General features: G+C 60.2%; 24 protein-coding genes. 8 read left to right on the top strand and 16 right to left on the bottom strand.

Annotation, left to right across the window (positions count from 1 at the left end):
* Positions 1–8: 8 nt before the first annotated feature.
* Positions 9–617, bottom strand: a complete 609-nt coding sequence (gene thrH, locus U1A53_RS17880; RefSeq protein ID WP_322283075.1) for a bifunctional phosphoserine phosphatase/homoserine phosphotransferase ThrH — start codon at positions 615–617, stop codon at positions 9–11.
* Between the two features lie 115 nt (positions 618–732).
* On the opposite strand from thrH, the gene U1A53_RS17885 reads away from it, so the two are divergent.
* Positions 733–1209 (top strand): pyridoxamine 5'-phosphate oxidase family protein, encoded by a 477-nt coding sequence (locus tag U1A53_RS17885; protein WP_322283076.1) that lies wholly within the window; start codon positions 733–735, stop codon positions 1207–1209.
* On the opposite strand, the gene U1A53_RS17890 is transcribed toward U1A53_RS17885, so the two are convergent.
* Entirely contained in the window at positions 1200–1568 is a 369-nt protein-coding gene (locus U1A53_RS17890) for a YkgJ family cysteine cluster protein (RefSeq protein WP_322283078.1), read from the bottom strand. The two genes, U1A53_RS17885 and U1A53_RS17890, sit on opposite strands and share 10 nt — an antisense overlap.
* Positions 1569–1686: 118 nt before the next feature.
* Here U1A53_RS17890 and U1A53_RS17895 point away from each other — a divergent pair, with 118 nt between their 5' ends.
* Positions 1687–2337, top strand: a complete 651-nt coding sequence (locus U1A53_RS17895; protein WP_322283079.1) for an urease accessory UreF family protein — start codon at positions 1687–1689, stop codon at positions 2335–2337.
* 6 nt (positions 2338–2343) lie between these two features.
* Here the strand turns inward: U1A53_RS17895 and U1A53_RS17900 are convergent, their stop codons facing one another.
* The 8 genes from U1A53_RS17900 to U1A53_RS17935 all read right to left on the bottom strand — a co-directional run bounded on the left by U1A53_RS17900 (position 2344) and on the right by U1A53_RS17935 (position 10110).
* Positions 2344–3120, bottom strand: a complete 777-nt coding sequence (locus U1A53_RS17900) for a hypothetical protein (protein WP_322283081.1) — start codon at positions 3118–3120, stop codon at positions 2344–2346.
* A gap of 51 nt (positions 3121–3171) precedes the next feature.
* On the bottom strand, positions 3172–5259 hold the full coding sequence (locus U1A53_RS17905) for a TonB-dependent receptor (protein ID WP_322283082.1): 2088 nt from the start codon (positions 5257–5259) through the stop codon (positions 3172–3174).
* A gap of 147 nt (positions 5260–5406) precedes the next feature.
* Positions 5407–6366: an acetyl-CoA carboxylase carboxyltransferase subunit alpha gene (locus tag U1A53_RS17910; RefSeq protein WP_322283084.1), complete on the bottom strand. Its 960-nt coding sequence runs from the start codon at positions 6364–6366 to the stop codon at positions 5407–5409.
* Between the two features lie 28 nt (positions 6367–6394).
* The gene (locus U1A53_RS17915) at positions 6395–7333 is read right to left on the bottom strand and encodes a LysM peptidoglycan-binding domain-containing protein (protein ID WP_322283086.1); all 939 of its coding nucleotides are present in this window, start codon (positions 7331–7333) and stop codon (positions 6395–6397) included.
* A 23-nt stretch (positions 7334–7356) separates the two neighbouring features.
* Positions 7357–7884: a hypothetical protein gene (locus U1A53_RS17920; protein ID WP_322283087.1), complete on the bottom strand. Its 528-nt coding sequence runs from the start codon at positions 7882–7884 to the stop codon at positions 7357–7359.
* Positions 7885–8073: 189 nt separating this feature from the next.
* On the bottom strand, positions 8074–8616 hold the full coding sequence (locus U1A53_RS17925; protein ID WP_322283089.1) for a hypothetical protein: 543 nt from the start codon (positions 8614–8616) through the stop codon (positions 8074–8076).
* Between the two features lie 100 nt (positions 8617–8716).
* Positions 8717–9634: a hypothetical protein gene (locus U1A53_RS17930; protein WP_322283090.1), complete on the bottom strand. Its 918-nt coding sequence runs from the start codon at positions 9632–9634 to the stop codon at positions 8717–8719.
* Between the two features lie 71 nt (positions 9635–9705).
* Complete coding sequence (locus U1A53_RS17935; RefSeq protein ID WP_322283092.1) at positions 9706–10110, bottom strand: hypothetical protein; 405 nt, start codon at positions 10108–10110, stop codon at positions 9706–9708.
* A gap of 925 nt (positions 10111–11035) precedes the next feature.
* On the opposite strand from U1A53_RS17935, the gene U1A53_RS17940 reads away from it, so the two are divergent.
* Entirely contained in the window at positions 11036–12346 is a 1311-nt protein-coding gene (locus U1A53_RS17940) for an RNA methyltransferase (RefSeq protein WP_322283093.1), read from the top strand.
* Positions 12347–12421: 75 nt separating this feature from the next.
* Here the strand turns inward: U1A53_RS17940 and U1A53_RS17945 are convergent, their stop codons facing one another.
* From U1A53_RS17945 to U1A53_RS17955, 3 genes are all read right to left on the bottom strand, one after another.
* A complete protein-coding gene (locus U1A53_RS17945; protein WP_322283094.1) occupies positions 12422–12643 on the bottom strand; it encodes a zinc ribbon domain-containing protein in 222 nt (73 codons plus the stop codon).
* A gap of 127 nt (positions 12644–12770) precedes the next feature.
* Positions 12771–14330, bottom strand: coding sequence for an MFS transporter (locus U1A53_RS17950; RefSeq protein WP_322283096.1), 1560 nt, complete (start codon positions 14328–14330; stop codon positions 12771–12773).
* A 226-nt stretch (positions 14331–14556) separates the two neighbouring features.
* Positions 14557–16101 (bottom strand): MFS transporter, encoded by a 1545-nt coding sequence (locus U1A53_RS17955; protein ID WP_322283097.1) that lies wholly within the window; start codon positions 16099–16101, stop codon positions 14557–14559.
* A gap of 185 nt (positions 16102–16286) precedes the next feature.
* On the opposite strand from U1A53_RS17955, the gene mrdA reads away from it, so the two are divergent.
* From mrdA to U1A53_RS17970, 3 genes are read left to right on the top strand one after another with little or no spacing between them, the layout of a single operon-like run.
* Entirely contained in the window at positions 16287–18347 is a 2061-nt protein-coding gene (gene mrdA, locus U1A53_RS17960; RefSeq protein ID WP_322283099.1) for a penicillin-binding protein 2, read from the top strand.
* Positions 18348–18361: 14 nt separating this feature from the next.
* Complete coding sequence (locus tag U1A53_RS17965) at positions 18362–18787, top strand: hypothetical protein (protein ID WP_322283101.1); 426 nt, start codon at positions 18362–18364, stop codon at positions 18785–18787.
* A 6-nt stretch (positions 18788–18793) separates the two neighbouring features.
* On the top strand, positions 18794–19273 hold the full coding sequence (locus tag U1A53_RS17970) for a hypothetical protein (protein WP_322283102.1): 480 nt from the start codon (positions 18794–18796) through the stop codon (positions 19271–19273).
* Here the strand turns inward: U1A53_RS17970 and U1A53_RS17975 are convergent.
* The gene (locus tag U1A53_RS17975) at positions 19239–21023 is read right to left on the bottom strand and encodes an exosortase/archaeosortase family protein (protein ID WP_322283104.1); all 1785 of its coding nucleotides are present in this window, start codon (positions 21021–21023) and stop codon (positions 19239–19241) included. The two genes, U1A53_RS17970 and U1A53_RS17975, sit on opposite strands and share 35 nt — an antisense overlap.
* 80 nt (positions 21024–21103) lie before the next feature.
* On the opposite strand from U1A53_RS17975, the gene U1A53_RS17980 reads away from it, so the two are divergent.
* Together U1A53_RS17980 and glgA are read left to right on the top strand one after the other, a co-directional pair.
* A complete protein-coding gene (locus tag U1A53_RS17980) occupies positions 21104–22246 on the top strand; it encodes a hypothetical protein (RefSeq protein ID WP_322283105.1) in 1143 nt (380 codons plus the stop codon).
* Positions 22247–22268: 22 nt separating this feature from the next.
* Positions 22269–23471, top strand: coding sequence for a glycogen synthase (gene glgA / locus U1A53_RS17985; RefSeq protein WP_322283106.1), 1203 nt, complete (start codon positions 22269–22271; stop codon positions 23469–23471).
* A 160-nt stretch (positions 23472–23631) separates the two neighbouring features.
* On the opposite strand, the gene U1A53_RS17990 is transcribed toward glgA, so the two are convergent.
* Positions 23632–23940, bottom strand: a complete 309-nt coding sequence (locus U1A53_RS17990; protein ID WP_322283108.1) for a toll/interleukin-1 receptor domain-containing protein — start codon at positions 23938–23940, stop codon at positions 23632–23634.
* 3 nt (positions 23941–23943) lie between these two features.
* Positions 23944–25194: a toll/interleukin-1 receptor domain-containing protein gene (locus tag U1A53_RS17995; protein WP_322283109.1), complete on the bottom strand. Its 1251-nt coding sequence runs from the start codon at positions 25192–25194 to the stop codon at positions 23944–23946.
* Between the last annotated feature and the right edge of the window lie 7 nt (positions 25195–25201).

A 25201-nucleotide genomic window follows, 5' to 3' on the forward strand; every position in this document is an offset into this window, starting at 1 on the left:
ACGGCGCTTCAAAGCGCACCGCGAATCGCATTCAGCAGGTCGGGATAGGCTTCGAAGGCCTGGAACTGCGGGAACTGCGCCTGGATGCTGGCGGGGGCGTGGAAGAAGAAGCCCATATCGGCCTCGCCGAGCATTGTCGTGTCATTGAAGGAATCCCCGGCGGCGATGACGCGGTAGTTGAGCGCTTTGAAGGCAGCCACGGACTTCTGCTTCTGGTTTGGCTGGCGCAGTTTGTAGTTCACGATGCGGCCATCGGCGGCGACTTCGAGCTGGTGGCAGAAGATCGTCGGCCAGGCGAGCTGGCGCATCAAAGGCTGGGCGAATTCGCCAAAGGTGTCGCTCAGGATGATCACCTGCGTGATGGAGCGCAACTCATCGAGGAACGCCTTCGCGCCTTCCATGGGCGACAGCGTGCCGATGACCTGCTGGATGTCCGGCAGCTTCAATCCATGCTCATCGAGGATCTTCAGGCGCCCCTTCATCAGGACATCGTAGTCCGGTTCATCGCGCGTGGTGCGGCGCAGTTCGGGGATGCCGGTCTTCTCCGCAAAGGCGATCCAGATTTCGGGCACGAGGACGCCTTCGAGGTCGAGAGTGACGATGGTTTGGGGTTTCATCGCGTGGAGATGTCATGAGATCGGCGGTTTGTCCAGCACCGTGCCTTTTCAAGATTCGTGCACAGTCAGGCAAGGCAGGCGGAGTCGTCGGGGAGACCGGGCGCTATGTTTAAGCATGAAAATCGACAATGATGTGACCCGCGAGGCTCAGCAACTGGTGATGAATTGCAAAAATGCCGTGCTGGCCACGGCGGATGACCAGGGGCATCCACATGCCACATGGATGACCACGCAGGTCACGGGCGATTTGGAGGAGATCGTCTCAATCACGGCGCCCACCTCGCAAAAAGTGGCCGAGTTGCGGCGCAATCCGCAGGCAGAGTGGATGTTCGCCTCGGCGTCGTTGGAGACGCTCGTTTACCTTTCCGGCTTCACGCGGATCGTCGAGGGCGAGGCAGCGAAGCGTTACTGGGACCAGATGCCGGGCAAAGCGCAGGCCTACTACCGCAAATATTGCCAGACCGAGGACTACCACAAATTCGCCGTCATCCGCACCGAGGTAAGCAAGGTGGTGCTGTGCAAACCTTACGCGTACAAGAAAACCGTCGTCTTCGACAAGCACGCGAAGCCCACTGTGAAGCTTCAGGACTGAACTGCGGCAGGGCGGGGCATCTCCACCGCCTCGCACTTCTCCCGCCAGCCGGGAAATTTCCACGCATTGGGGAATCCTTCGCACTGTGCCGGTTTCACCGGCTGGATGCGGCAGACATTCACGCCTTCGAGGAACAGACACTCGCCGTTCGGCTTGTCGATGATGCTCAGGCCGGTGCGGTTGGCATTCAGGCGGGTGCATTGCTCGATGAACTCGATCCGGGGCATGTCCAGAAACGCCGCGATGCGGGTGATCTCCTCGTCCGTGACACGCACGTCGCCCGGCCAGCGGCAGCAGTTGCCACAGCGCTGGCAGGCATACCAGGGCGTGGTGGTGTCAAGTGGGGAGGCTTCGCTCATGAAAAGTATTCTGTTCGCGCAATGCAGCGCGTGAGCGCATAATTCACGCGATGAATCGGTTCCTGCAACGAAGGTTTGATAATCGCCGCCCCAAGCCGCGGCGCGAGCTGTTGTCGTGATGAAACTTCATCTGCTGCCATCCATCACCCTGCTACCGACACCGCATGACACAGCGGATGAGGCGCAGATCATCGAGGACTGGTCCCGTGGTCTGGACTGGGTGAAGTGGTTGCTCGGCAGTGTGCGTGCGCGGACGGAGCTGTTGTTGGTGGACGACGGCGTGCTGCCTTTGCCTGCGGCATGGGAGGAGTTCACGGAAGGGGTGTTGCGGGAGGTGCTCGGCCCGGCGCTCAAGTCGGCCTGGCAGTCCGCTCAGGCCGGCGATCTGGAAGGTCTCATCGCCACAGATGCGGCCTTGTCGGCACAGCTTCCTGCCGCTGCGGCAAAACGCAGCGTGTTCGCGGGTGCCGTGCTCCTTAAATCAACGCGCCATGCCCGCTATCAGGCCGTGCTGGGCCGTTTGCGTGAGGCGGTGGAGCAGGGGCGGTGTGATGGACACATCGCCATCGTGTGGGCGGCGGTCGGACATTTTTTCCAGCTCAGCCTTACCAATGTGATCGCCGAATACCTTCATTTGGAATGGGACATCGTCACGCGGGACGAGATGATTCAGGAAAAGCCCGCCGGGCGGCACAGCATCGCCGGACTCACCAGTCAGATCATGCACGACGCCTCATCTGAGGTGGTGCTGCGTGTGGTGGATGCGTGAGGTCGTTTATTTCCTGAACAGCTTTTTGACGCCATCCACGCCGTCCTTGAGGCCGTCGCTTTCGATTTTGACTCCGCTGCCTTGGAGCAGGTTTTTGAGGGAGCCGTTGGCGCTGGCCTTGGCGGCTTCCGTGCTGATGCGGCTGAGGACTTGGGCGATCAGTTCGGCCGGGGAGATGCCAGCACCGCCGGAGCCGAGGTTGGTCAGGCGGATGTCCGGCAGGGTCACGTTGGCATTGGCTCCGGGCACGATACCAGCGGCGCTGGCGCTGAGCTTGGCACCGGTGATGAGCAGTTCATCGACCTGGAGTTTGACGGATTTCTTGGGCTTGCCGTCGTCGGCTGGCGCGGCTGTGCTGTCCTTGCCGGCGGCGGTGCTTTGTTGTGAGACGAAGTCCTGCGCATTTTTGGCGATGTGCTTGAGGTTCGTGCCACCGAGGCCGGCTTCGAGGTTGATCTCGGGGGCGGCGATGCGGATGTGCTTGATGACGATTTTGTCACCGCTGACACTGGAGGTGTCCAAGGCCATCTCAGCTTTGCCGATGTGCATGGCCCGGGGCCCGGTGAAGCCTTTAGGATTGCCGATTTCGAAACCTTCAATGGTGCCCGTACCGGAAAAAGGTGAGAGTTTCACGGCGGCGACCGTCACACTGGTTTGCACAACGGGCGGGGTGCCTTTTTCGATGCCAAGCTTGATCAGCCTGTCGATCTGGGAATAGCCCAGCCAGAGGAAGGCGGCGATGAGAACAACGAGAACGACAACAATGCGGAGGAGCCATTTCATAGGCTCGCAGTTTTCCCAGCGGGCCGAGGTCTGTAAAGCGCCAATACCCGGTTAAAACATCACCGTGGCACCCAGGTTCACGCCAAAGCCGGGTTCGTTGGAGCCGGAGCCGTGGTAGCGGTAGGTTTGATTGAGGAGGTTTTCGAGGCTGGCGGTGAGGATGAGGTGGTCGTTGACCTTGCAGCCGCCGCGCAGGCTGAGCAGCCAGAAGGAGGGCGTGCCGTTGGGCGGGATGCGCGAGGTGTCGGCCTGGTCGAGGGTGCTGAGACGGGCGGCTTCGCCGTAGCTGAGGCAGACGAGTTCCGTCCAGAAGCGGCGGTCCTTCGTCTGCCAGCGCACGCCGCCGAAACCAACGAGCGGGGCGATCTTGCCGAGCGGTTCGCGGCGTGTCTGCTGAGTGGTGCCGATGAATTGATCCGCCTCGCCTTCGACCCACGCGATCTGGCCGAACACACTCCAATGTGGGTTGATCTGCCAGCGCGTGGCGAACTCGACGCCCTGCATGTAGCCGTCGCCGCCGTTGGTTTTGGACACCTGGCCGGGCACGCCGGTGGCACGGCGCACGATCATGTCTTCGATCTGGGTGAAGAAATAGCTGAAGCTGGTGGTGACGGCCTCGGTCTGGGCTTTGAGACCGAGTTCATAGGTCAGATAGGTCTCGGGATTGAGGCCGGTGGAGGGAACTTCGATGATGCCGGTGGCGGAGAAGTCATCGCGGGAGAGATCGGAGAGGTTGGGTGCGCGGAAGCTTTGTGAAACGCCGCCGAAGAGCTGGAAGCGGTCGTGTTCATCGAGGTCGATGAGGAAGCGGGCGCTCGCGGAGAAGTTGGCCCATTCATCCGAGTAGTTGGACTGGGTGAGGGTCACGGGATTGCGGAATTTCCCCAAATCGGCGCGCACATGGGTGAAACGACCGCCGAGGAAGAGATGCACGCGGTCGCAGACGTTGATTTCGTCCTGGATGAAAATGCCGAGGAGGTCATAACTCGAATCATCGGCCACGGGCCCGGCAAAATTGTTCGCACCGTCGGATTCGATCCAGTCGTGGTAGTAGTCGATGCCATAGACGAGCTTGCCGATCGGCGAGGCGCTTTCGAGCTGAAGATCGACACCGAGCGTGGTGACATCGACATCGTTATAGCTCACCACGCCGGGGCCGGTGATGCGATATTGGTCTTCGCCGGCGGTTTGCAGCGAAAGGGTGAGGCTGGCGGCGTCGATCATGCCGTGCAGATCATGGCCGGCGAGGCGCAGGTAGGACAGGCTGCGTTCCTGGTCAAACAGGCGCAGGCGGTTGGTGCCGATGGTGGTGCCGGCAAACGACACGCCGGAGGTGGTGTCATGTGTGCGCCACACATCGTTTTGACGTGCCTGCTGATGCACAATGGTGAACTGCCACTGGTCATCCAGGGCGACATCGAGGCGGACATCGAAGGCCCACTGGTCATAGCCGGTGTGGCGCTGGATGCCCTGGCGCGTGCGCACGTCGTTGAACTGGCTCAAGGTGCCGCCGAGGTGCAGCCCCCACTGCTGGCCCTGGCCGATGCTGGCTTCGAGATGCTCGACGTGGCTGCGTTCGGCGCTGGCGTAGCGGTAGTCGGCCTGACCGTGGGTGAAGAAGCTGCCTTCCGCTTCGCTGAGGAAGCCGGAGCCTTTGGTGAAGGCGTTCACGGTGCCGCCGATGGCGTCGCTGCCATAGAGCGTGCCACCTTGCGAGGGCAGCACCTCGATGTGATCAAGGGCGAACTGATCGATGGTGTTCCAATACTGGTTCGGGCCTTCGCGGAAGGTAGAGTTGTTGAATCGAGTGCCGTCGATGAGCAGCAGGTTGCGGAATCCGGTGAACCCGCGGATGAAGGGCGAACCTTGGCCGTTGGAGGTCTTTTGAATGGTGATGCCCGGGGTTTCACGCAACGCTTCAGGGAAGGTGCGCACGAGGCGTTCTTCCATCTGCTTCTTGTCGAGCGTCTTGACCACCGCAGGCACTTTGGATGCAGGACTTGCGGTTCGCGTGGCGGTGATGACGATTTCAGGGATTTTCTTCGTCTTCGAAGGTGCCGTTTTTTTCGGCGCAGACGGATCTGCGGCGAAAGACGCCGTGGTCAGGGCAAGGAGAAGCGTGATCGGGAGTTGGCGCATGAGTCGGTTCAAATCGAAGCGAACTCAAGCAGCCGGGTTGTCCGTCGTCACGCGTGGTGTTGGTCGAAGACATGGGATGGACAGGAATGTGTCCACACGAGGAGTGCGTGGTCAGGAAATGACCACACTTGTCGATGACGAGTTTGCTCAGCCTTCCGTGAACTGCCCGAGGGCGCGGAATTTTTGATAGCGCTGTTCCAGCAGTTTCGCGGTCGGGATTTTGCCGAGTTCGGCCAGCGTGGCGAGCACGGCGCCTTTGAGGGCGGCGGCGGCGGTGACGTGGTCGTTGTGAGCACCGCCGAGAGGTTCGGGGATGATGCCGTCGATGACGCCGAGCTTCGACAGATCCTGGGCGCTGAGTTTGAGCGCGGAGGCGGCCTCGGGAGCATGCTCACGGTGTTTCCAGAGAATCGCGGCGCAGCCTTCGGGGCTGATGACGGAGTAGTAGGCGTTTTCCATCATGAGGACGCGGTCGGCGATGCCGATGCCGAGAGCGCCGCCGCTGCCGCCTTCGCCGATGACGATGGCGATGACGGGCGTGCGCAGGGTCATCATCTCGCGCAGGTTGAAGGCGATGGCTTCGGCGATGTTGCGTTCTTCAGCGCCGATGCCGGGGAAAGCTCCGGGCGTGTCGATGAGGGTGACGATGGGCAGGCTGAACTTTTCGGCCATGCGCATGAGACGAAGCGCCTTGCGATAACCTTCGGGATGGGCGCTGCCGAAGTTGCGGAGGAGGTTTTCCTTCGTGTCACGGCCCTTCTGATGGCCGAGGATGGCGACACGCTGGCCGCCGATGGTAGCGAATCCGGCGGGCATGGCGTTGTCATCGCCGATGTGGCGGTCGCCGTGCAATTCCACGAACTCCTCGCAGCAGTGCTTGATGTAATCGAGCATGAAGGGCCGGGCGATGTGGCGGGATATTTGCACTCGCTGCCAGGGGGAGAGGTTGGCGTGGATGTCTCGTTGCAAGGTGTCGGCCTTGGTCTCGAGATCGGCGATCTGATTAGCAAGCTTGTCGCTGGGCTTGGCAGCGAGCTTCTTTTTGGCCTCCTCGATTTCCTCGCGGAGTTTGGCGACGGGTTTTTCGAATTCCAAAACTTGTTTCATGGCGGTCAGGGGAAAGGGGGTGAGGTGGTTATCTCACGAGGCTCAACTTTGACCCTTTGCGCACCAGTGCAAAGAGTTCTTCGATGTCTTCGCGGGCGAGAAAAATGCCGGTTTCAGCGGCTTCGGTGGGCACCGGGGCCGGAGTGGCAGCAGGGGTGAGTTCTTTTTTCCTGGAGGGAGCCTTCGGCTCCTCCACGGGCAGGGCACGTGCGACGGGCGGTGTGCGGAGGCTGACGCCGGCTTTGCTGCCGGGAATCCATTTGTCCGCCTCCATGTAGTTGGGGTCGGTGGAGATGACGGGCTTGCCGTCGAAGATGGCATTTTTTCCGGCGATTTCCATTTCCACGGGCAGGCGCGTGCCGGGCGGCAGGCGGATGTCCTTCGCGTCATAGACTTTGAAGAGATATTCTTTGTCGCCGACTTTGCGCAGCAACATGACCTGTTTTTTAGACACGCTGACGCCGAGATGGAAGTCCATCGGGATGATCGTGAGATGATCGCCCGGTTGGAGATTGAAGCTCATCAATCCGCTGGAGCGGATGATGGAATCCACGGTGGTGCCCTGCTTGGTGGCGATGAGGTTCAGCGAATCACCCGGCTGCACGATGTAGTCCTTCTTGCCCGCCGTGTTGTTCGGGGAATAGAGCTGGTCCATGTTGATCTCGCCAATGATGCGCATGGCGTCGGCGCAGGTGGCGGAGTCGGGGAACTGCTGGCGCAGCTTGTAGAGCGCCTCGCGGCCTTCCTCGATCTTGCCGCTGCGGATGAGTTCGACGGCGGCCTCGAAACGACGTGCGCCGGGGTCGATGCGCGGGCGGTCCAGTCCCTTCATAGCGGCGATGTCGTTCTCCACCTGGCTCTCTTTGAGCAGGATGTTCATGTAAACCCAGTATCCCATCGCCAGCGTGCCGGCCACCAGGCCTGTGGTGATGAGGAAAATCAGCAGTTTGATCTGGGTGCGTGCCATCGCGGGAATCAACAAACGGGCGCTCAGCCAAGGAGGCCGCGGCGTTTGAAATCGAAGAGGTTGATGTTCTGGGACTTCTCGATCATCTCGACGGTGAACTTGAGCAGGCAGATTTCCCAGGTGTCGTCCACGCCCTGGATCACGGCGCGCATCGGGTTGCCGGAGGTGCGGATGTCGCCCAGCAGCTTGCCGCAGACGTGTTCCATCGACTCATGCACGATCTGCTCGGTGATCTCGCCTTTGCGGAACTTGAAGCCGTACTTGAGGATCGCCAGCTTGTGCAGGTTGTCCCGGAGGAAGTCGCCAAACGCGGCCACCTCAGGGCCGAAGCCCTCGAAATCGAAGTGGCCGGGTATTTCGGGGCGCAGGATGAGCGGCTTCTCGGCCTCGATACGGCCCTCACGCACGCGCACGGCTCCGACGGTGTCCATCAGTTCGGTGACAATCTGAAACTCAAACTGCGTGCTGCCGAAGGTGTCGATGCGGCGGTCCGGTTCGTGCAAAACCTGGGTGTTCTCCAGGGCGTATTGAATGTCGAACTCGGTGGGCATGTGTTTTTGGGGTCGCGGAGATTAGACTGCTTGGACGGTGGGGCTAGTGATTTCTTGGTGCCGTGCCGCCTGTCATCGTCACCCATGCCCAAGCCACCGCTGTCAGCGTTGCTGGCGAGCCAGAAGGCGATCTTCCCGACGTACCCCGGAGGGCAGGCGAGGCTGTTTCAGCAGGCGAGGAGGTGCGGATTAGAAACGCTTGTTCAACGCATGCCGCATCGCCGTTTCGTCATTCGAGGATACGTAAACCAAGTGATTTTGGATCACACCACCTCTGCTGAAGGCTCCCCCATTGAAAGGAGCGTCCACCAGCAGATATCGCCCTGTGTGGCGCACCGTGATCGGCAGCCAGTATTGGCCCGCTGCGGCGTTGACAAAGGCGTTTCTCGTCCAGGTAACGGTCCATACCCCATGGCCACGGTAGTTCCATTGGCCGTATGCCCCTTCCATGCCATCTCCCCGCCAGCGCGCAGTATTGTCGGACGAGAATTGCAGTGTGTATCGCGAGGAGGGGTGGAAAAAGCGTGGTTGGGTCTGAGTATGCCAGATTCCAACGAGGGCATTCTCCCGCGAGTCCGTCCGCGCGGTGGGAAGCAGCGCGGTATATTCTGGGTCAAGCCGGTCCCATGTGGACGGCGCGCAACCATCCAGAAGACTGACGCTGAGCAGAAGCAGGCCGAGCCAGACAAAACGGAGAACGGCTGGCTGAGGCCGATGGGGGGTAGTTTTCATGGTGTATGGTCTGTTACGTGAATTTGGAACCGTTATCTAAGCACCTGTTGTGCATGCCGTCGCTTGGACTGGGATGCCCTGCGTTCAAACCGGCGGGGATTCATTTTTCTAAAAGCGGGGATATTTTATTTTTAAACAAGTTCAATTCAGATTGTCGCTCCTTGCTGCCGAGGCCGAGCGCCCTGGCGCGAAAGACGTGTGCAAATTGAGACTGTGCGTCTGCCAAATCGCCGAGGTCAGAAAGCCCCTCGCCTTGGTGCCTTGCTGCCTTCAGTTCCTCAACCAGACCAGGGTTCGTACGAAGAAAGCCTTTGAACCAATCTTCCAACGACTGGCTCTGATCCACTTTGCCCGTCATGTTGGCCGACCAGAGAACCTTGCCCGCTTCAAAAGCGAGCAGGTTCTCGCGTTTCGTATCGCTTGCACGCTGATCGAAGAACCCATCTTTGAAGGTGAGCATTGTGCCGTTTGCTGAGATCATGTCGCTCGCAGCGGGAGGGAGGCTGCTCGGAGTTCCTGGAACTCGGTCTTTGGGCGCTTTGTTCTCGATCCATTCTCTCAGTTTGGCATCCTTGAATGCTTCGAGTGCAGTCAGTACTTTTTTGTTCTCGGCGGCATTCCATTGGCGGGACCATGATGCAGCCGCTTGATCCCGGGTGGAGGGCGAAGCCGTAAGCGCTTCCACTTCAGCATTGAACTTCTTGACTGCAATGCTGCAGGACTTGGCTTCTTCCGCCAGTTTTTCAAGATCCCGGCGACGCAGGGCATCCTCTGTCGAGCCCGGCTTGAATGACCCAAGAGCGTTGAATTTCTCCACCTTCTCCTTGATGCCCGAACGCCATGTGTCCAAACGCTCATGTCGTTTGTTCAGATCGTTGAGCAACGTTGCTGGCAGGCTCTGTGGCACCGGGACGATTTTTGCAAGCTTGATGGACACTTGCTGCTCCTCGGCTGCAAGCTGTGCGGTTGTACTCAAGCTCATCAGCAGGACCAGGATCAGGCATGGGAACTGTTTCATGGTAATGAAGGTGATTGATGATGTTCGAGGGCTGAAGGTCATCCGTCGTTGGGGTCATTCAGGCAACGGGGTCACTCTTCCACCAGCAGCACCTTGATGAGGGAGTCTTTCAATTGGGGGTCTTTCTGCGCCGCGTTGCTCAATTCCTTCTCGATCTTAGTCTCCGTCTCATGCACGGAGCGGTTGATGCGGGTGAGGTCCTTCTCCAATTTGTCACGTTGGATCGGATCATTCTTGGCTTTGTCGTAATTTAGGTAGGTATTGCGGTAGTTCTCCATCTGCTTCACCCGCTCATCCACCAACGCACGTCGCCGCTGCTCCACGTCTGGCGGAAGCTTCACTCCCTTCGGCAACTCCTTGCGGTAAAGAATGTTGCGGGACGGTCCTGTCATGGCCGTACGCAGAAACGTGCCGGAGTCTGCACCCGCTGGCGTGAGGCCGGAGGTGTCAAACCCGAGACCGGCCTTGGCCTTCATATCTTCATCGCTTGCCGCTCTGACCGCCTGTTCTCCATGCACCATGGCAGATGCTCCCTGACGGCGGGCACTGGTATCCGAACCTGCCGGAATGCGATCCCGAGCTTGCAGGCCGGGATCGTCCGGATTGGACTTGTGACTGAACAAGCGGTTGAAAAGGCCCCCTTTTGAAGGCGCAGCAGTGGTTTCTCGCTTCACGCTGCTCTGTGGGGGAGCCGATCTGCCCATCTGTTCAAATCTGCTCGCAGCCTCGCGGAAATCATTGCCTCCGGATGGACTGGGCCGTTGTGGCATGGGGGGTGGGACTGCGCGCGGTTGGACTGGAGGCTGTCTGAGCTTTCGGAAAAACTCATCAAAAATGTTGCCACTGCCGCCATAGGTCCTGCCGCCACCTCCTCCTTGGGGTCTGCTCGGGCAACTAGCCTCATGTGCTTGACGAAGCGCATAGACCCGTGACTCATCTCCGGGCATCGGCGCACCGTAATATTGGCCACAGTAGGGGCAACTGTCAGCCATGGCGACCGAACCCATGAGGGCGAGTGCGGAGAGCAGCCAAAGCCGGCAAGCGATGAGTGGCTTCGCCAACCTGCCACAGGCGGGCCGCTGTTTCGTTGTCACCAAAGAAAATCTCCGGCGACTGTCGGGGGAAGCAAAGAGCGAGAGATCGACAAACTTTGTCATAGGAATACGAGGGTTAGCTCTTATCATTGCGCATGGCGGAACCATCAGGCTACTCACGGCCTGCCGAAGCGTGCTCTTGGATTGTCCTCGCGCAAGTGGTCGCAACAGATGCTGGACCTGTGTTTTTGGGCTGCCAAGGTGAAAGACACGTTTGACGGCTACGGCTCAAGGGCTGCGAATGTACCCCCAGAGCCTTGGGCAAAGGCGGCTTGCACTGCGAACACGGGCGGACTATCGGCAGCGGATGAAGCTCCCCCCCCATCTGCTTGATGAAATCGTCCTTTCCCTCGGGGAGGTGTTTGTGGGGCGGAGATATGCGGACAAGGTGATCGAGTTTACATTCAAACGGCATCGCAAATGGGGCAGCCGCGACCGCCGCATCTTTGCGGAGTCGATCTATGAGTGCGTGCGCTGGTGGCGCTGGTACTGGTATCTGGCCGGTTTGCCCGACACGGAGCACACCCAGCCGGAAGAAATCACCCCGGAGCGGCTGTGGCGCGTGTGGGCGGCTTATTGGATCACGAACGGGCGCGATCTGCCGAAGGATGAAACGGCACCGGAGGTGAAACCGGGCGATGTGCTGCAACGGGCGAAGCAGGGCGCATCACCGGCGATTCGTGCCGCGATTCCCGACTGGCTGGAGGAACGCGGCAGCCGCGAACTCGGCGCTGCATGGCCGTCGTTGCGTGAATCGCTGAATCTGCCGGCGGATGTGTTCATGCGCGTGAACACACTCAAAAATGACCGCCGTGCGCTGCGTGAGCGGCTGGGGCAGGAGGGATTCGAGACGGAGGCGGTGGATAATGTGCCGAGCGCGCTGCGCTTGAAGCAGCGGGCGAACCTGTTTGGCACCGACTCCTACAAAGCGGGTTTGTTTGAGGTGCAGGATGCGGCATCGCAGCTCATCGCGCCGTTTTTGCAGCCGGAACCGGGCATGCGGGTCATTGATGCCTGCGCTGGCGGCGGTGGGAAGGCGTTGCACCTCGCGGCGCTGATGCGCAACAAGGGCCGCATCCTCGCGCTGGACGTTCACGCGTGGAAACTGGCCGAGCTGCGCAAGCGTGCCTCACGCGCGGGCGCGGACATCATCGAGGCACGTGAAATCGAAGGTTCGAAGACCGTAAAACGTCTCGCGCAGAAGGCGGAACGCGTGCTGCTGGATGTGCCGTGCTCAGGTTTGGGCGTACTGCGCCGCAACCCGGATGCGAAGTGGAAACTCAGCGATGCGGAGATCGACCGGCTCATCGCCTTGCAGGCGGAGATTCTCGAAAGCTACTGCCGCATGGTCGCTCCCGGCGGCAAGCTCGTTTATGCCACGTGCAGCATCCTGCCGAGCGAGAACGAACGCCAAGTACAGGCGTTCCTGGCCAAGCACGGCGACGAATGGACGCTGGAAGAAGAATTGCACCGCACACCGGAGACGGGTGCGTTTGATGGTTTCTACGCAGCAAGGCTGCTGCGGAAGGGCAAGACCGTAGAGGTAGCCCACGAAACACACGAAACTGGAGCCGGAACTGAACAGACAGAGGTCGTGAGTGCGCCGGAGTCTTCGTAAAGCCGCTCTTGGCCCATACAAACTCACCCAGGATTAGTCAGGCTGCTCAGTCTCTTTTTCGTGCGCACTCCAGCTTCAATGGCACCCGCAGCCGCTGCCGCAGGAACCGCTGCCGGATGATTGGGAACTGCTGCTGGCTCCCATGAGGCCGGTGCCGCCGATGGGGACGCGTCGGATCGGTTGGCCGCTGTCAGGATGCTGCGTGAGCGCGGCGTCCTTCATGCTCTGGCGGAGCTCGAAGCGCTTGGTGGGCTCGCCTTCAAACTGGGGGATGGTTTCGTAAACGTAGGTGGGCATGGGATCGGTTCGCTGTTCTCGGTTTGCTGTTCGCCGTTGAGGTTTGCCTGATTCGCGGCGGCGGCAAGTGTGAAAATAAAAACGGCGTCCCGGTGAGGGGACGCCGCATGGGGAGATGGAGGGCTGGTTATGCTTTCTCAGCAGCTATCTCATCGTCGATGGTGATCGGCTTGTAGCCACCGATGGCCTTGAAGTAGAGCAGCAGGAGGAGGTAGATCGCGGCCATGGTGGCCGGGATGTAGGCATCAAACTTCAGGGTCTTGCGGTCGCCCTGCTGGTCGGCGGCCACGACGACCTGCTGATCCGGGGTCTTTTCCTTGGCCTCCTTGGCCTCGGAGAGCTTCTTGCCATCCAAGCCGGTGGCGGCGGTGGCGTCGATGTTCAGGAACTTGCTCGGAGCGGCGGCCTTGTAGGTTTCAAACAAGGCCGGGTTCTTGGCTTTGAGATCCTCACCCGCGAAGCGGTCCTTCATGTAGCCCAGACCCGGGCCGCCGATGATGCCGGCGGAGAGCATGCCGATGCCACCCATGATGGAGATGGCGACAGCGCCTGTGCGCGGGAAGCGGTCGGAGGCCACAGCGAGCATGGTGGGCCAGAAGAAGGTCTTGCCAAAGGCATAGATGCCAAGGGCGATGAGCGCGGTGGTGAAGGAGTTCATCGTCGCGGCCAACGTCAGGCCACCAGCGGCGAGCGCTGAGCAGACGAAGAGCAGGCCCACGGGGGACAGCTTGAGGGTCTTCTCGATCCAGTGAGCGCAGAAGCGCAGGCCGAACATGATGGCGGAGGTCCAGAGGAAGAGCGCCTTGCCCTGCTCAGGGGTGAACAGGTTACCCGTGATGTTCTGAATCCAGCCGTCCGTGCCGAGTTCCACCGCACCGACGAGGGCGTGGGCAATGAAAAGAATGAACAGGACAATCGAGCCGAGGGAGAACTTGGTGATCACACCCACGCCGATGAGCAACGCGCCACCGACACCATAGCCGAGGTTCTTGGACAGATCGGGAGCGAGACCGATCACATCCTTGAAAAAGCCTTCCGCGAAGAAGGAGAGCAGGAAGCAGGCGACTGCGCCACCCAGGATGCCCACATCCTTGAGCATGTTGCCAAAGCTGACGCCCTTGGCGGCAGCCGCAGACTGCGGGAACTTCTGACCCATGAACATGAGGCCGTAGATCACGGTGGGGATGAGGTAGAGCGCGAGCTGGATGCGCCAGTTGATGTTCATCTTGTCGTCGAGGAACCAGCCGATGATCACGCCGATCACCATCCCGGCAGGCCAGGAGGCGTGCAGGATGTTGAGGTAATGCGTGCGGTTTTCCGGGAACAGCGTGGCGACGAGCGGATTGGCCACGGCTTCCAGCGCCCCGTTGGCGAAGGCGAAGATGAACATGCCGAGCGAGAGCACCATGAAGGCATTGCCACCGCTGGCGGTGAAGGTGATGAGAGCCGAGGCGACGTGCAGCAGGAATGCCAGCACGATGAGCTTGCCGTAGCCGATCTTGTCCACCACCACGCCGCCGAGGATGATGCCGAAGCAGAAGCCGTTGAAGCCCATGCCGCCGATGGCACCGAGTTGCGCTCCGGTGAAGCCGAATTCCTTGGCCCAGTTGTCAAAGATGCCGCCACGGACGGCAAAGCCGACGCCAGCGGCAAGGATGGCCATGAAGCCGGCCCAGAGAAGTCTCATTCGATTGTTTTCGCTCATAGAGGGAGAGGAGTGTGTTGGATGTTGGTTGGTGTCGTTGTCGGGAAAGGGCGTGTTTTAGGTGCCACACTCCCAAGCGACAAGAAAAAAGTGTTCTTATTCGTGAGATAGGGGGGCGCTATGGAGTGGTCAAGAGATCGAGGAAGGGCTCAAAGTCGTGTCCTCAAACATTCGTGTGCATGACTCTTGACGGCGAAGCTGCGACCGGTCAGAAGCCGGGCTCGCCTTCCTCGCCGTGGCCGAGGGCAACAGGCTTGTAGCCGCCCCTGCTCTTGAAGTAGAGGAACAGGCCGACGTAGCAGAATGCCATAAAAGTGGGCAGCAAGGCGATGGTGGTGAAGACGTTGCGCTTGCTGGCGGCCTGGACGGTTTCGAGCTGCTGAAGCTGGGCGGCGGGGAGGGCCTTGATCTTTTCCTGGTCGAGGGTGGGGGCGCTGCCGAAGATGCCGGGCTTGGGCTCGCCTTTGATCTGCTCATGAAGAGCGCTGTGCTGGGGGGTGGACAGGCGTTTGTCCATGTCGAGATCCTGCTTGTAGCCGATGTAGGGGCTGCCGAGCACGCCGAGGAACAGCACGCCAACGGCGGACACGCCATTCAGTGTGAGGGCACCGCCCTTGGGGAACTGCTCGGAGGTGAGGCCGAGGGTGGTGCTCCAGAGGAAGGTTTTGCCGAAGGCATAGACGGTGGAGGCGACGAGGATGGTCCAGCCCGTGGCATTGGAGAGGAAGTTGAGGCCGAGGACGGCGATGAAGGCGCTCACCACGAGCAGGCCGATGGGCGAGAACTTGTGAACAATGGGCCCGGCGTAGAAGCGCAGGACGGTCATGATGACGGAGACATACACAAAGATCCAGGTGGCGAAGTTCGGGAAGTCGGGGCCGCTGAGCTTGAGCAACTCGGGCATCCAGCCGTCGGTGCCGAGTTCGGTGGTGGCGAGGGGACCGATGGTGATGAGAACGATGATGAAGAGCCAGTTGCCGAGCGAATAGGTGTAGGCTCCGGCGGCAACGCCGACGACGAGTCCGGCGAGGAGCGAGGCCTTGAGCGAGGCCTCATGACCGATCATCTGCATGACGGCGAAGTAGGCGAGAGAGCCGATGATGAAGAAGCCGACCGCGCCGACTTCCTTGAGCATGTCGCGGTAGCTGACACCGGCGGCGACGCGTTCGTTGACGGGGAAGGTGCGCGGCAGGATGAGCAGGGCGTAGAGCACCACGGGGATGAAGCAGAGCGCGAAGCGGAACTGCCAGACGGCCTCGAAGAAGAGCTTGGTGTCGGGCAGCAGGGCGCAGAAGAGCGCGCCGAGGGCGAGGCCGGCGGGCCAGCCGGCGTGGAGGATGTTCAGCCACTTGGCCTTCTCTTTGCTGAAGACAGTGGCGATGACGGGATTGATGAAGGATTCGACGGTGCCATTGGCCACGGCGACGAGCAGGGTGCTCCAGTAGAAGCTCTCGTAGCCGCTGGCCTTGAGCGTGAGCACGAGAGAGACGATGTGGCAGGTGGCGGCGATGAATGCGACCGTCTTGTAGCCGATGCGGTCGATGACGAGGCTGAAGAAAATGATGCTCAGGGCGAAGGGCCACATGCCCGCGCCGTTGATGTTGCCCTTCTCCGCCTCGGAGAGATTGAAGCTGTCCTGCAGCATGCCGATGGTGTTGGCGCGGACGCCGAAGACAAAGGAGGTGGCGACGAGGGCGATGAAGCAGGCCCAGAAGAGTTTCATGTCGGCTTTGCCGGAGGAGGACTGGCTCATGGAGTGTGGTTGGATTTAATAGGAGGCGCGATTCCAGCAAATGCGGGCTGGCAGCGCAATGCCTTTTTCCCACATCGCGAAATTCGGACGCAAAGACCTCCGGCTTGACGCCATGCGTGCGGGGCCGCATGTTCGGGGCGTCTGCCGGGTGGTCGTTTGATTCCCGGCGGTTGTTTTTTAACCCCATGCTCCCTTTGTGTGATCTGACGATGTCGCGCACGCTTTGCCGGTTTCTGGCGGCGGGCCTTTGCGCGCTGACCGTGCTTTCTGACCCGGCATCCGCCCAGGTGGTGCTCAAGGCCCAACCGGTGGTGGAGCCTGAGAAGGAGGCCGCTGCCAAACCACCGCCTCCTCCGAAGGAAGACTTGAAGGCCTCCTGGCAGACGCAGCGCGAGGCACGGGCGTTGACCCTGAGCGTACCGGCTCCGCGCGGGCAGATCGTGGACCGTCACGGCATCCCGTTCGCGCAAAACCGTGCGGCGAACTACCTCGCGCTGGTGATGCCTTACATGGAGGGTTCCAGCGACGCGCAGGTCACCGCGTTTGCGAGATCGACCATCGACAAGGTGAACCAGGTGCTGGGGAAGACGTGGTCGCTGAGCGATGAACGGGTGCTGCTGCACTATAAGCACCGCCGCTGGCTGCCGCTGGTGTTTTCGGTGGAGGAGGGGCTGAACGTGGAGATCACGCCGGACATGGAGGAGAAACTCAAGTCGCTGATGGGGGGAAGTCTGGTCATCCAGCCGGCCTACCTGCGTCATTACCCGCAGGGAACCACCGCCTGCCACATCATCGGTTACACCGGCAAGACACGTCCGTTGCCCACGGGGCCGATTGTGGACGGCGATCCGGTGTTTGAGGAGATGGAAGGCCGTGAGGGCATCGAAACCGCGTTCGACAGCGATCTCAAAGGCCAGCCGGGCATCGTGAATGTGCTGTTCAGCCCTGACGGCAAGCGTCTTTCCGAAGACGTGCGTCGTCCGCCCAGCCCGGGCCGCAATGTGGTGCTCTCAATCGACTACAACTTCCAAAAGTACGCCGAGAACGCCCTCAGGAAGCACACCACCAGCGGTGCGATGGTGATCATGGACGTGACGAATGGCGACATCCTGGCCATGGCCTCGAATCCTGGCTTTGACCTCAATGAGTTCGTTCCCGGCATCCGCGCCAAACGTTATGAGGAACTGACCAAAGACCCGCGTCTGCCGCTCTATCCGCGTGCGTTTCGCGGCGAATACCCGCCTGCCTCGACCTTCAAGATCGTCACGGCGCTCGGCGCTCTCGACAGCGGCAAGGTGAATACGAAGACCTATTTTGACTGCGACAACGCGATGGAGATCGGCAACCGCGTGTTCAAGAACTGGAACAAGGAAGGCGAGGGCTCCATGACGGTAGTCACCGCCATCAAGCGCTCGTGCAACACATGGTTCTACCGTGCCGCCCTCGAATCCGGGGCAGATTATCTTTCGAGCATGGCGCTGCGGCTCGGTTTTGGCGAGCGCACGGGCATTCCTCTCAAGGCGGAGGGAGAAGGCTTTGTCCAGTCGAACGCCTGGACGATGCAGCAGCGAGGTCACAAGATGCTGCCGGGGGACATTGCGAACATGGCCATCGGTCAGGGCATGGTGCTGGCCACTCCCTTGCAGGTCTGCCAGTGCATGGCCGGCCTCGGTGATGGCGCGCGCATCCCGCAGCCGCGTCTGGTCTTGCAGATTCAGGATCTGGCGGACCGGGTGGTGATGGCTTACGAGCCGAAAGATCGCAAACGCATTGACCTCAATCCCGATCATCGCCAGGCGGTGATCAACGGCATGGTGGCTGTAGTGAATGGCAGCGGCGGCACGGGCCATTCCGCCGCCATCAAGCAGGCTGAGATCGCTGGCAAGACCGGTACCGCCCAGTGGAAGATCGCTAAAGATCAGAACCTCGCCTGGTTCACCGGCTTTCTGCCTGCGGGGAAGCCGATGTTCGCCTTCGCCGTCGTTTATGAGGGCGAGCCGGGTGAGGATGTCAGCGGTGGCAGAAAGGCCGCGCCCATCGTGCGTGAGGTGTTCACGAACATCTTCGAGAAAGCCCCGGCGGATGACCCGATGCTGCTGGCCATGAAGGATGTGCCAAAGGCGACGATCATCGAGGAGGAGGTGCTCGAAAAACCGACGGATATCCAGGTTGCGCGTCCGGCCCCGCCTCCACCGCCTGAAAAGAAAGGCATTGGTGGTTTCTTCCGCAGGCTGTTTGGCCGCTAGTCGATCCGATCCCCATGAACATCCAGCTCGCCACCGTCTGTGATTTTGCCGCTGACTACCAGGGCAAGCTGTGCATCCAGGGCGCGTTTGACACGCTGTGCGCGCAGACTTTTCCGGTGGTGCATCCCCAGTGCTCCATCGCCGTGCGGGCGGTCTTTCAAGCAGACGACGCGGGACGGCATGAGTTTGTGATCCGCTGCGTAGATCCCGATGGCAAGGAGTGCCTGCCGCCGATGCCGGCGATGCTGGAGGTGACGTTTCCCTCGTCTTTCATCCCGTTCGTCTCGCGCAACATCGTGTACACGCTACAGCGGGTGAAGTTCGAGCGTCAGGGCCTGTACCGCTGGCTGGTGCAGCACCAGAACGACACCCTGGCCAGCATCCCGCTGCGTGTGACGCTCTTTGATGACCGCCGTTCCGCCACCGGACCCGCAGGCTAGCAGATCATGATCACCTCCAAGCCCAAAACTCATTCCGAAACCAGCACGCCCAAAGGTTCGCCGGTGCGGCAGTTGTCTGTGTTTTTGCATAACCGCGTGGGCGCGCTGATGGCGCTGGTCAAGCTGCTCACCGAGCATCACATCGAGGTGCTGGGCCTCTCGTTGCAGGACACCACCGAGCTGGCGTTGGTGCGCCTCGTTCCCAGTGATCCTGAAACGACTGAGATGCTGTTCATTGAAAAAGGCATCCCGCATGTCGTGTGCCCCGTCACCGCCGTCGAGCTGCGTGAGACCGACCACTCGCTCGCACACGCGCTTTCCGCCCTGCTCTCCGCCGAGATCAACATCGACTTCAGCTACTCGCTGTTCGTGCGTCCTGCGCAGCATCCGGTGTTCGTGTTGCACCTCGATTCCCCGGATATCGGTGCCGAGGTGCTCTCCAGCGCCGGGTTCAAGGTGCTGATGCAGGAAGATTTGAGCCGATAAGCCGGCCGGACTCCTTGAGCATGAACTGCGGCGCCAGTTTGGCGATGAAATCGCGCGCATCCTCCACCGCGCCGAGTTCAGTGAAGGGATCTTCCTGCCCCACACGCTGCTCCGGCAGCGGGACGTAGATGGAGGCCATCGCCCAGCGGTGCTGGATGTTGCGGAACGTGGAGTCGAAGTAGGAGAGGAAGACATGCTCGTAGTGATCCGGGCAGGTGGTGCCGTTGGAGCCGATGTACCAGTAAAAATTCAACGCCCTCGCTCTGATCCGTACGCCTGGCTGCGGTTCCGCATCGCGGAAGATGCGCATCATCATGACAGTGATCTCACGCCCGTCTGCCAGACGCAGCGTAATCGGCGAGCGGTCCGTCACGGTCCAGCCCTGGTTCGGCAGGCAGACCTCCGGGCGGTGCAGGCTGCGTTTCACATAGCCGCTGAGAATCACCGTGGCCATGATCTGCCTGCCGGAGGCTGACGCATAGACGCTGCGCGCCAGTTTGACGCCTTCATCGAGCAGGTCTTTCTCCCGCGCCGTCATGTCGAACTCACGTCCTTGGTAATCTGCCACGGTCAGCGGCAGTGCGAGCCGCACGCCGGGTTCGGACACCTGGAAACTGATGTCCGTGCCGGCGCAGATGCCCAGCACCGCCAGTGGCAGCAGGAGGGCGGCGGCCAGTTGTGACAGCGTGCGGCGTGGCAGCGGGATGGAGAAGGCGGCACTGGAGGCAGGAAGCCTGCCATGACGTTTCAGGTTGGTCTTCATCTCGCGTCCTTCAAACAGCCAGCACAACGCAAACATGCCCGCCAGGGCGACGCCAAACACCGCAAAGCCTGCAAACATATGATACAGCGACATTTCCTGATGATCACCCATGTGTCTGCCCACCGCGAATTCGGAGCCAAACATCAGCGTGCCCACCACCAGCAGCAGCAGGCGCACGACATTGCCCGCTACGGCCAGCGGGATCGCGCACGCGAACAAAATGAGCCGTGAGCGCGGCTGCTTGAGCGCCAGATAACCCAGCAGCGCCGAGATCATCATCAGGGCAAAGAGCGAGTTGATGCCGCTGCATTTCGCATCCACGTCGAGGCTGAAGGCGCTGCCGATTTCAATGCTGCGTGCGGTGTCTGGCGCGGACTGCAACGCGGAACCCTCGCTCACCGCCGGAACGCCGGCCATGTTGAGCAAGGAGGCAGCCATGGCGGCGGTTCTGGGGCGCAGGGGTGATGCCAGGGAGTCTTCCAACGGCTGCAACGGCCAGGTGAAAAAGAGAAACAGCCACGCAAAGAAAAGCGTGCGCATCCAGACGCGCCCCGCCACCAGCAGGATCATGCCGGCCAGGATGAACTGCACCGCCAGGAACCCTGGGTAGCCCGTGTCCGCCTTGTAACCGAGCCAGAAGAAAAACAATCCCAGGCCGAGCGGCAGCAGGCCCAGCCAGGTGCCCTGCCATGGCAGTTTGCGCAGTTCATCACGCCGCATCCAGATCAGCCAGCCGACCAAGGCGGGCACCAGCAGGCAGAACTGCCAGTCCGCGTTTTTGCTCACCCATCTGGCCCAGCCGGTCAGAATGCTCTGCCGTTTGCCGAGATCCCACTGCTGATACGGCCAGACCAGAAACAGCAGCACCAGCACAGCGGGCAGCCCCCAGAGCGCCACCTGACGCAGTGTTCCGGGCCGCCATGAAGTGCCTGGCGCAGCAGGTGAGCGGGCGGTCAATGCGGATGGGTTGGTGGATTCTGTTGCCATGAGGTGGGTTGACTGACAAAGGCTGGCCTTGTTTGTTGATTCTGGCAACCTTCATCGAGTAACGTCATCGCCTCGCATTCATGTCCGATCTTTTTTCCCATTCCACACCCACTGCTCCCGACGAAGACAACGACGAGGAGGAGGAGGCATTGTTGTTCGCGCGCTGCAGCCACCCCCAGTCCGAGGGCGGGGAACATCCTCCAGCCGGGCTGGTTGGGAAAAAGGAGGCGGCAGAAAGGACGAAATCCGAAACGACCGGCACCCTTAAAGATGAGCTGCCTTTGCTCCGGGATGCGGCGGCACATGTGCCGAATCTGCGGCGCTCGCACCTTACTTACCGGCATCTGGTGATTTCGCTCAGCACCTCGCTCGTCATCGGTTTGCTGGTGCTGTATGCAGGCCGGTGGTTCTACGAGCATGAGATTGCTCCCAAGCTCCAAACAACAGCCTCCTCCGCTCCTGATCAAACAGCGAGCGCCGTCAAAGAAGCCCTCGCCAAGGCCGACGAGCAAATCGCCGCGCTACAAAAGCAGGTCGATGTCATGCGGCGCGAGCAGCTTCTCTTGCAGCAGAACACGCGTGAATCGTTGGAAAGCATCTCCACCGTGCTGAACAACCCAAAGCTTGCGCCCGCGCCAGCAGCGGCCGCCTCGGATCAACAGGGCGTTGCGCGCATGGCCGAGATGAGGCCCGACATCTCGCCGACGCAGCAGGAATTCATCCAGCTCAAGGAGCGCAACCGCCTCACCGCCTACGCCGACGAAGCCATTGCCACCGGCATGCGCAAGCCGCTCGAGGTGATCGTCGAATACCTGCGCGATCCAGACTCGAAGCATCTTCACGAGGCCGCACAGGCCGAGTATCTGCGCGCCGTGCGCTCCATCCAGCTTCTCCAGCGTGAAGATCCCGGCTACCGCCTGCCCGTGACTGAATTGTTCAAGGATCAAAACATTCGCGACGAGGCCGATGTGAAACCCGAGGCCCTGCTCAAACTGCTCGGTGACTACAAGCAGACATGGGAAGTGCGTTTGCGTGTCTGCTTCCTCCTTCTCGGCAGCAACTTGCCGGAGACCAACGGGCAGCTCACCAAGGCCATCAAAGAGGATCCCTCGCTTGATGTCGCCAAGCACGCCCAGCTTGCCCTCGAACAGCGCATCAAAAAGCGCTTCCGCATCTTCGACATCCCCGCTATTGAGGAATGGTCGAAATCGCAGAAGAAATGAACTGCGAACGCCGTCCCAAACCATGAAAACCCTTTTCCTGACCAACGAATACCCGCCGCACATCTACGGCGGTGCCGGTGTGCATGTCGAATACCTCTCCCGCGAGCTGGCGAAGCTGATTGAAGTCGATGTGCGCTGCTTTGGTGATCAAAACAGCAGCACGGAAAACCTCCAGGTGAAGGGCTTCGGGCTCGACACGAAAAATTGGGACTGCCCGCTCAATTTGAAATCCGTCTTCGGCGCGTTGCAGCGCTGCCTCGATTTCAACACCGCTGGCATCGATGCCAGCCTCGTCCACCTGCACACCTGGTATGCGCACTTCGGTGGCGTCCTCGCCAAACTCAACTACGGCGTGCCCATGGTGCTCACCGTTCACTCGCTGGAGCCACTGCGTCCCTGGAAGCGTGAGCAGCTCGGCCACGGCTACGATTTCACCGTCTGGCTGGAGAACACCGCGCTCAAAATGGCCGATGCGATCATCGCCGTCTCCGAAGAAACACGCATTGACCTGCTCAAGCACTTCGATCTCGATCCGCACAAGATCCACGTCATCCACAACGGCATCGACCTCGATGAATACCGTCGCATCGAAGCCCCGGACGTTTTGAAGAAGCACGGGGTCGATCCTGACAAGCCCTACGTGCTCTTCGTCGGCCGCATCACGCGTCAAAAAGGCATCGTCCATCTCGTGCGGGCCATCCAGCACCTCGATCCCGGCTTTCAGGTCGTTCTATGCGCCGGTGCGCCCGACACCATCGAGATCAGGGAGGAGATGGAGGCCGCTGTGGCTGCCGCCAGTGCGAAACGTCCCGGCATCGTGTGGATTCAGTCCATGCTGCCTGTGCCGGAAAAGATCGCCATGTACTCGCATGCCGATGTCTTCTGCTGCCCGTCCATTTACGAACCCTTCGGCATCATCAATCTCGAAGCCATGGCCTGCGAGACCGCCGTCGTCGCCACCGCCGTCGGCGGCATCAAGGAGGTCGTCGTCGAGGGCGAAACCGGCTTCCTTGTTCCCATCGAGCAGCAGACCGAAAGCCCCTTCGAGGCCGTGCATCCCGAAAAATTCGCCCGCGATCTCGCTGCAGGCATCAACAAGCTCATGGCCGACCCCTCTTTGCGTGGGCGCATGGCCAAAGCCGGTCGCAAGCGTGCCGTGGATCACTTCAGTTGGAGTTCCATCGCACGCAAGACGCTGGCGCTCTATAAGACGCTGGCGGTGTAGGAAGAACGGCCTCAAGCAGGTCAAGAGCGTCAAGATGGTCGTGAGGCGTTGCTGTGGAGACACCGCGAAAAGAGCCAGCATCTGCTATCAACGATCGTCACCCGACCTTGCTCCTTTGTTTTGGATCTTTCTCATGTCTTCCCGTTCTCAGGTTTGACCCTCACACAAACTTTCTGACAGGCTCGAAGCGGCGCTCCTTGTTCAGCGGGTCGCGAAAGCGGAACGTGCCGGACTCCAACTGCGCCCAGTCCGAGCCGAACGCATTCGCCGACATGCAGAGCACGAGCACGCGGGAGCGCTCCAGCCCTTCCTCGATCTTCGCCGGGATGCTGTCGCCGGGCTTGAGCACCCACTCATCGAACCAGACCTTGCCGCCGTCTTTTTTGAGCCGCTCGGCGATGTCGCGGACGATGGACTTGTCCTTGGCGCTGTGGCTGAGGAAGACGTCGTGGGTAAATTCTTCTGCCATGACTTATTTGGTGGGGGTTAGCCAAGCGATGGCATTTTGGAACAGTCTGCCATTATCCAGTGCTGGGTTTTCGGTGAACTCGTTCAAAAAGGTTTTCCATGAACCTACTGCGAGAACCCTGCCCCTTCCGTGTGAAGTGCCTGCCGCAAAGCAAACCGGAGCACGCTTATCCAACACATAATCCTGAATTTGTTGAATCTTGCCACTTCCGTCCTTTGGACCAACCGCTTTCATTACGCTCAGGGACTGTTGGCTGAATGCTGTTATGTCCACATCACTCCTGGAAAGAACCGTACACGAAGACTGGAGCGCAAGGCGCTTTACTCCCGTCACAAGCGGATGGTCAACGGGCTTGGCGATGACCTCGAATGAGGTCTGCAACTCAGGACGAGTGCCGAAGGCCTGTCCGACACAGCTTCGAAAATCTTCTCGATCACACGGCATGACTAAATCTTGGGAGAATTCGAGGCTGAAAATACGGGCCAGGTGATTGAAATTGGTGTGGTGATGACCCTCCATGAGATAATTGCCAAGGATCATCAAACCATGACCTGCATAAACCCACTGGGCGATGGCTTCATATTCATCGGGATTGACGATGGTTCCAAATGGCATTGGCATCAGCAGGACATCACTCTGGTTCAGCAGACTGCTTGAAAAAGACGTCCCGGCAGTGGTCGATTTAACTACGACATCGTTCAAGCTATTGAAGACGGATGAGTAGCCTTTCCCGGCGGTGGGGTACCCAACCCATTTAATTTGCTGGTGGCCCTCATCGATGAGGATTCGACTTCCCTTGTCAGTGGTGCTCGTTCCCGCCCCCTTCTCATCACGCACCGTATTCCCGATGGCTCGGCAAGCAGTGAGCAACTGTGAATAGGCATGATCGTTGTCTCTTCCGGACCAATCGATGTAAAGAAACTGCGCCAGACTGGTTTTGATCGGTGCATCGTCGAGCTTCACAGGAATGAATCGCCCGTCTTTGTTTAGAGGGTCCCTGAACCTGAGAGAGTAACTCTCCAACGCTGCCCAGTCCGAGCCAAACGCGTTGGCCGACATGAACAGGGCCAGCACACGAGAATACTCCAATCCTGCATCAATCTTCGATGGGATGCTGTCGCCGGGTTTGATCTCCCATTCATCGAACCAGACCTTGAGACCGTCCTTCTTAAGCCGCTCGGCGATGTCGCGGACGATGGGTTTGTCCTTGGCGCTGTGGCTGAGGAAGACGTCGTAGCGGAAGTCGTCGGGCATGGGTGGG

The organism is Prosthecobacter sp. (assembly GCF_034366625.1).
Classification (GTDB): Bacteria; Verrucomicrobiota; Verrucomicrobiia; order Verrucomicrobiales; family Verrucomicrobiaceae; genus Prosthecobacter.

Bases quoted from the DNA above. Each gene is read 5' to 3' on its own strand.
- U1A53_RS17905 (WP_322283082.1), bottom strand. From the start codon at position 5,259: ATGCGCCAACTCCCGATCACGCTTCTCCTTGCCCTGACCACGGCGTCT.
- U1A53_RS17950 (WP_322283096.1), bottom strand. From the start codon at position 14,330: ATGAGACTTCTCTGGGCCGGCTTCATGGCCATCCTTGCCGCTGGCGTC.
- U1A53_RS17885 (WP_322283076.1), top strand. From the start codon at position 733: ATGAAAATCGACAATGATGTGACCCGCGAGGCTCAGCAACTGGTGATG.
- U1A53_RS17965 (WP_322283101.1), top strand. From the start codon at position 18,362: ATGAACATCCAGCTCGCCACCGTCTGTGATTTTGCCGCTGACTACCAG.
- U1A53_RS17990 (WP_322283108.1), bottom strand. From the start codon at position 23,940: ATGGCAGAAGAATTTACCCACGACGTCTTCCTCAGCCACAGCGCCAAG.
- U1A53_RS17915 (WP_322283086.1), bottom strand. From the start codon at position 7,333: ATGGCACGCACCCAGATCAAACTGCTGATTTTCCTCATCACCACAGGC.
- U1A53_RS17945 (WP_322283094.1), bottom strand. From the start codon at position 12,643: ATGCCCACCTACGTTTACGAAACCATCCCCCAGTTTGAAGGCGAGCCC.
- U1A53_RS17975 (WP_322283104.1), bottom strand. From the start codon at position 21,023: ATGGCAACAGAATCCACCAACCCATCCGCATTGACCGCCCGCTCACCT.
- U1A53_RS17980 (WP_322283105.1), top strand. From the start codon at position 21,104: ATGTCCGATCTTTTTTCCCATTCCACACCCACTGCTCCCGACGAAGAC.
- U1A53_RS17925 (WP_322283089.1), bottom strand. From the start codon at position 8,616: ATGAAAACTACCCCCCATCGGCCTCAGCCAGCCGTTCTCCGTTTTGTC.
- U1A53_RS17955 (WP_322283097.1), bottom strand. From the start codon at position 16,101: ATGAGCCAGTCCTCCTCCGGCAAAGCCGACATGAAACTCTTCTGGGCC.
- mrdA (WP_322283099.1), top strand. From the start codon at position 16,287: ATGCTCCCTTTGTGTGATCTGACGATGTCGCGCACGCTTTGCCGGTTT.
- U1A53_RS17930 (WP_322283090.1), bottom strand. From the start codon at position 9,634: ATGAAACAGTTCCCATGCCTGATCCTGGTCCTGCTGATGAGCTTGAGT.
- glgA (WP_322283106.1), top strand. From the start codon at position 22,269: ATGAAAACCCTTTTCCTGACCAACGAATACCCGCCGCACATCTACGGC.
- U1A53_RS17895 (WP_322283079.1), top strand. From the start codon at position 1,687: ATGAAACTTCATCTGCTGCCATCCATCACCCTGCTACCGACACCGCAT.
- U1A53_RS17890 (WP_322283078.1), bottom strand. From the start codon at position 1,568: ATGAGCGAAGCCTCCCCACTTGACACCACCACGCCCTGGTATGCCTGC.
- U1A53_RS17920 (WP_322283087.1), bottom strand. From the start codon at position 7,884: ATGCCCACCGAGTTCGACATTCAATACGCCCTGGAGAACACCCAGGTT.
- thrH (WP_322283075.1), bottom strand. From the start codon at position 617: ATGAAACCCCAAACCATCGTCACTCTCGACCTCGAAGGCGTCCTCGTG.
- U1A53_RS17995 (WP_322283109.1), bottom strand. From the start codon at position 25,194: ATGCCCGACGACTTCCGCTACGACGTCTTCCTCAGCCACAGCGCCAAG.
- U1A53_RS17935 (WP_322283092.1), bottom strand. From the start codon at position 10,110: ATGAAGGCCAAGGCCGGTCTCGGGTTTGACACCTCCGGCCTCACGCCA.
- U1A53_RS17940 (WP_322283093.1), top strand. From the start codon at position 11,036: ATGAAGCTCCCCCCCCATCTGCTTGATGAAATCGTCCTTTCCCTCGGG.
- U1A53_RS17900 (WP_322283081.1), bottom strand. From the start codon at position 3,120: ATGAAATGGCTCCTCCGCATTGTTGTCGTTCTCGTTGTTCTCATCGCC.
- U1A53_RS17970 (WP_322283102.1), top strand. From the start codon at position 18,794: ATGATCACCTCCAAGCCCAAAACTCATTCCGAAACCAGCACGCCCAAA.
- U1A53_RS17910 (WP_322283084.1), bottom strand. From the start codon at position 6,366: ATGAAACAAGTTTTGGAATTCGAAAAACCCGTCGCCAAACTCCGCGAG.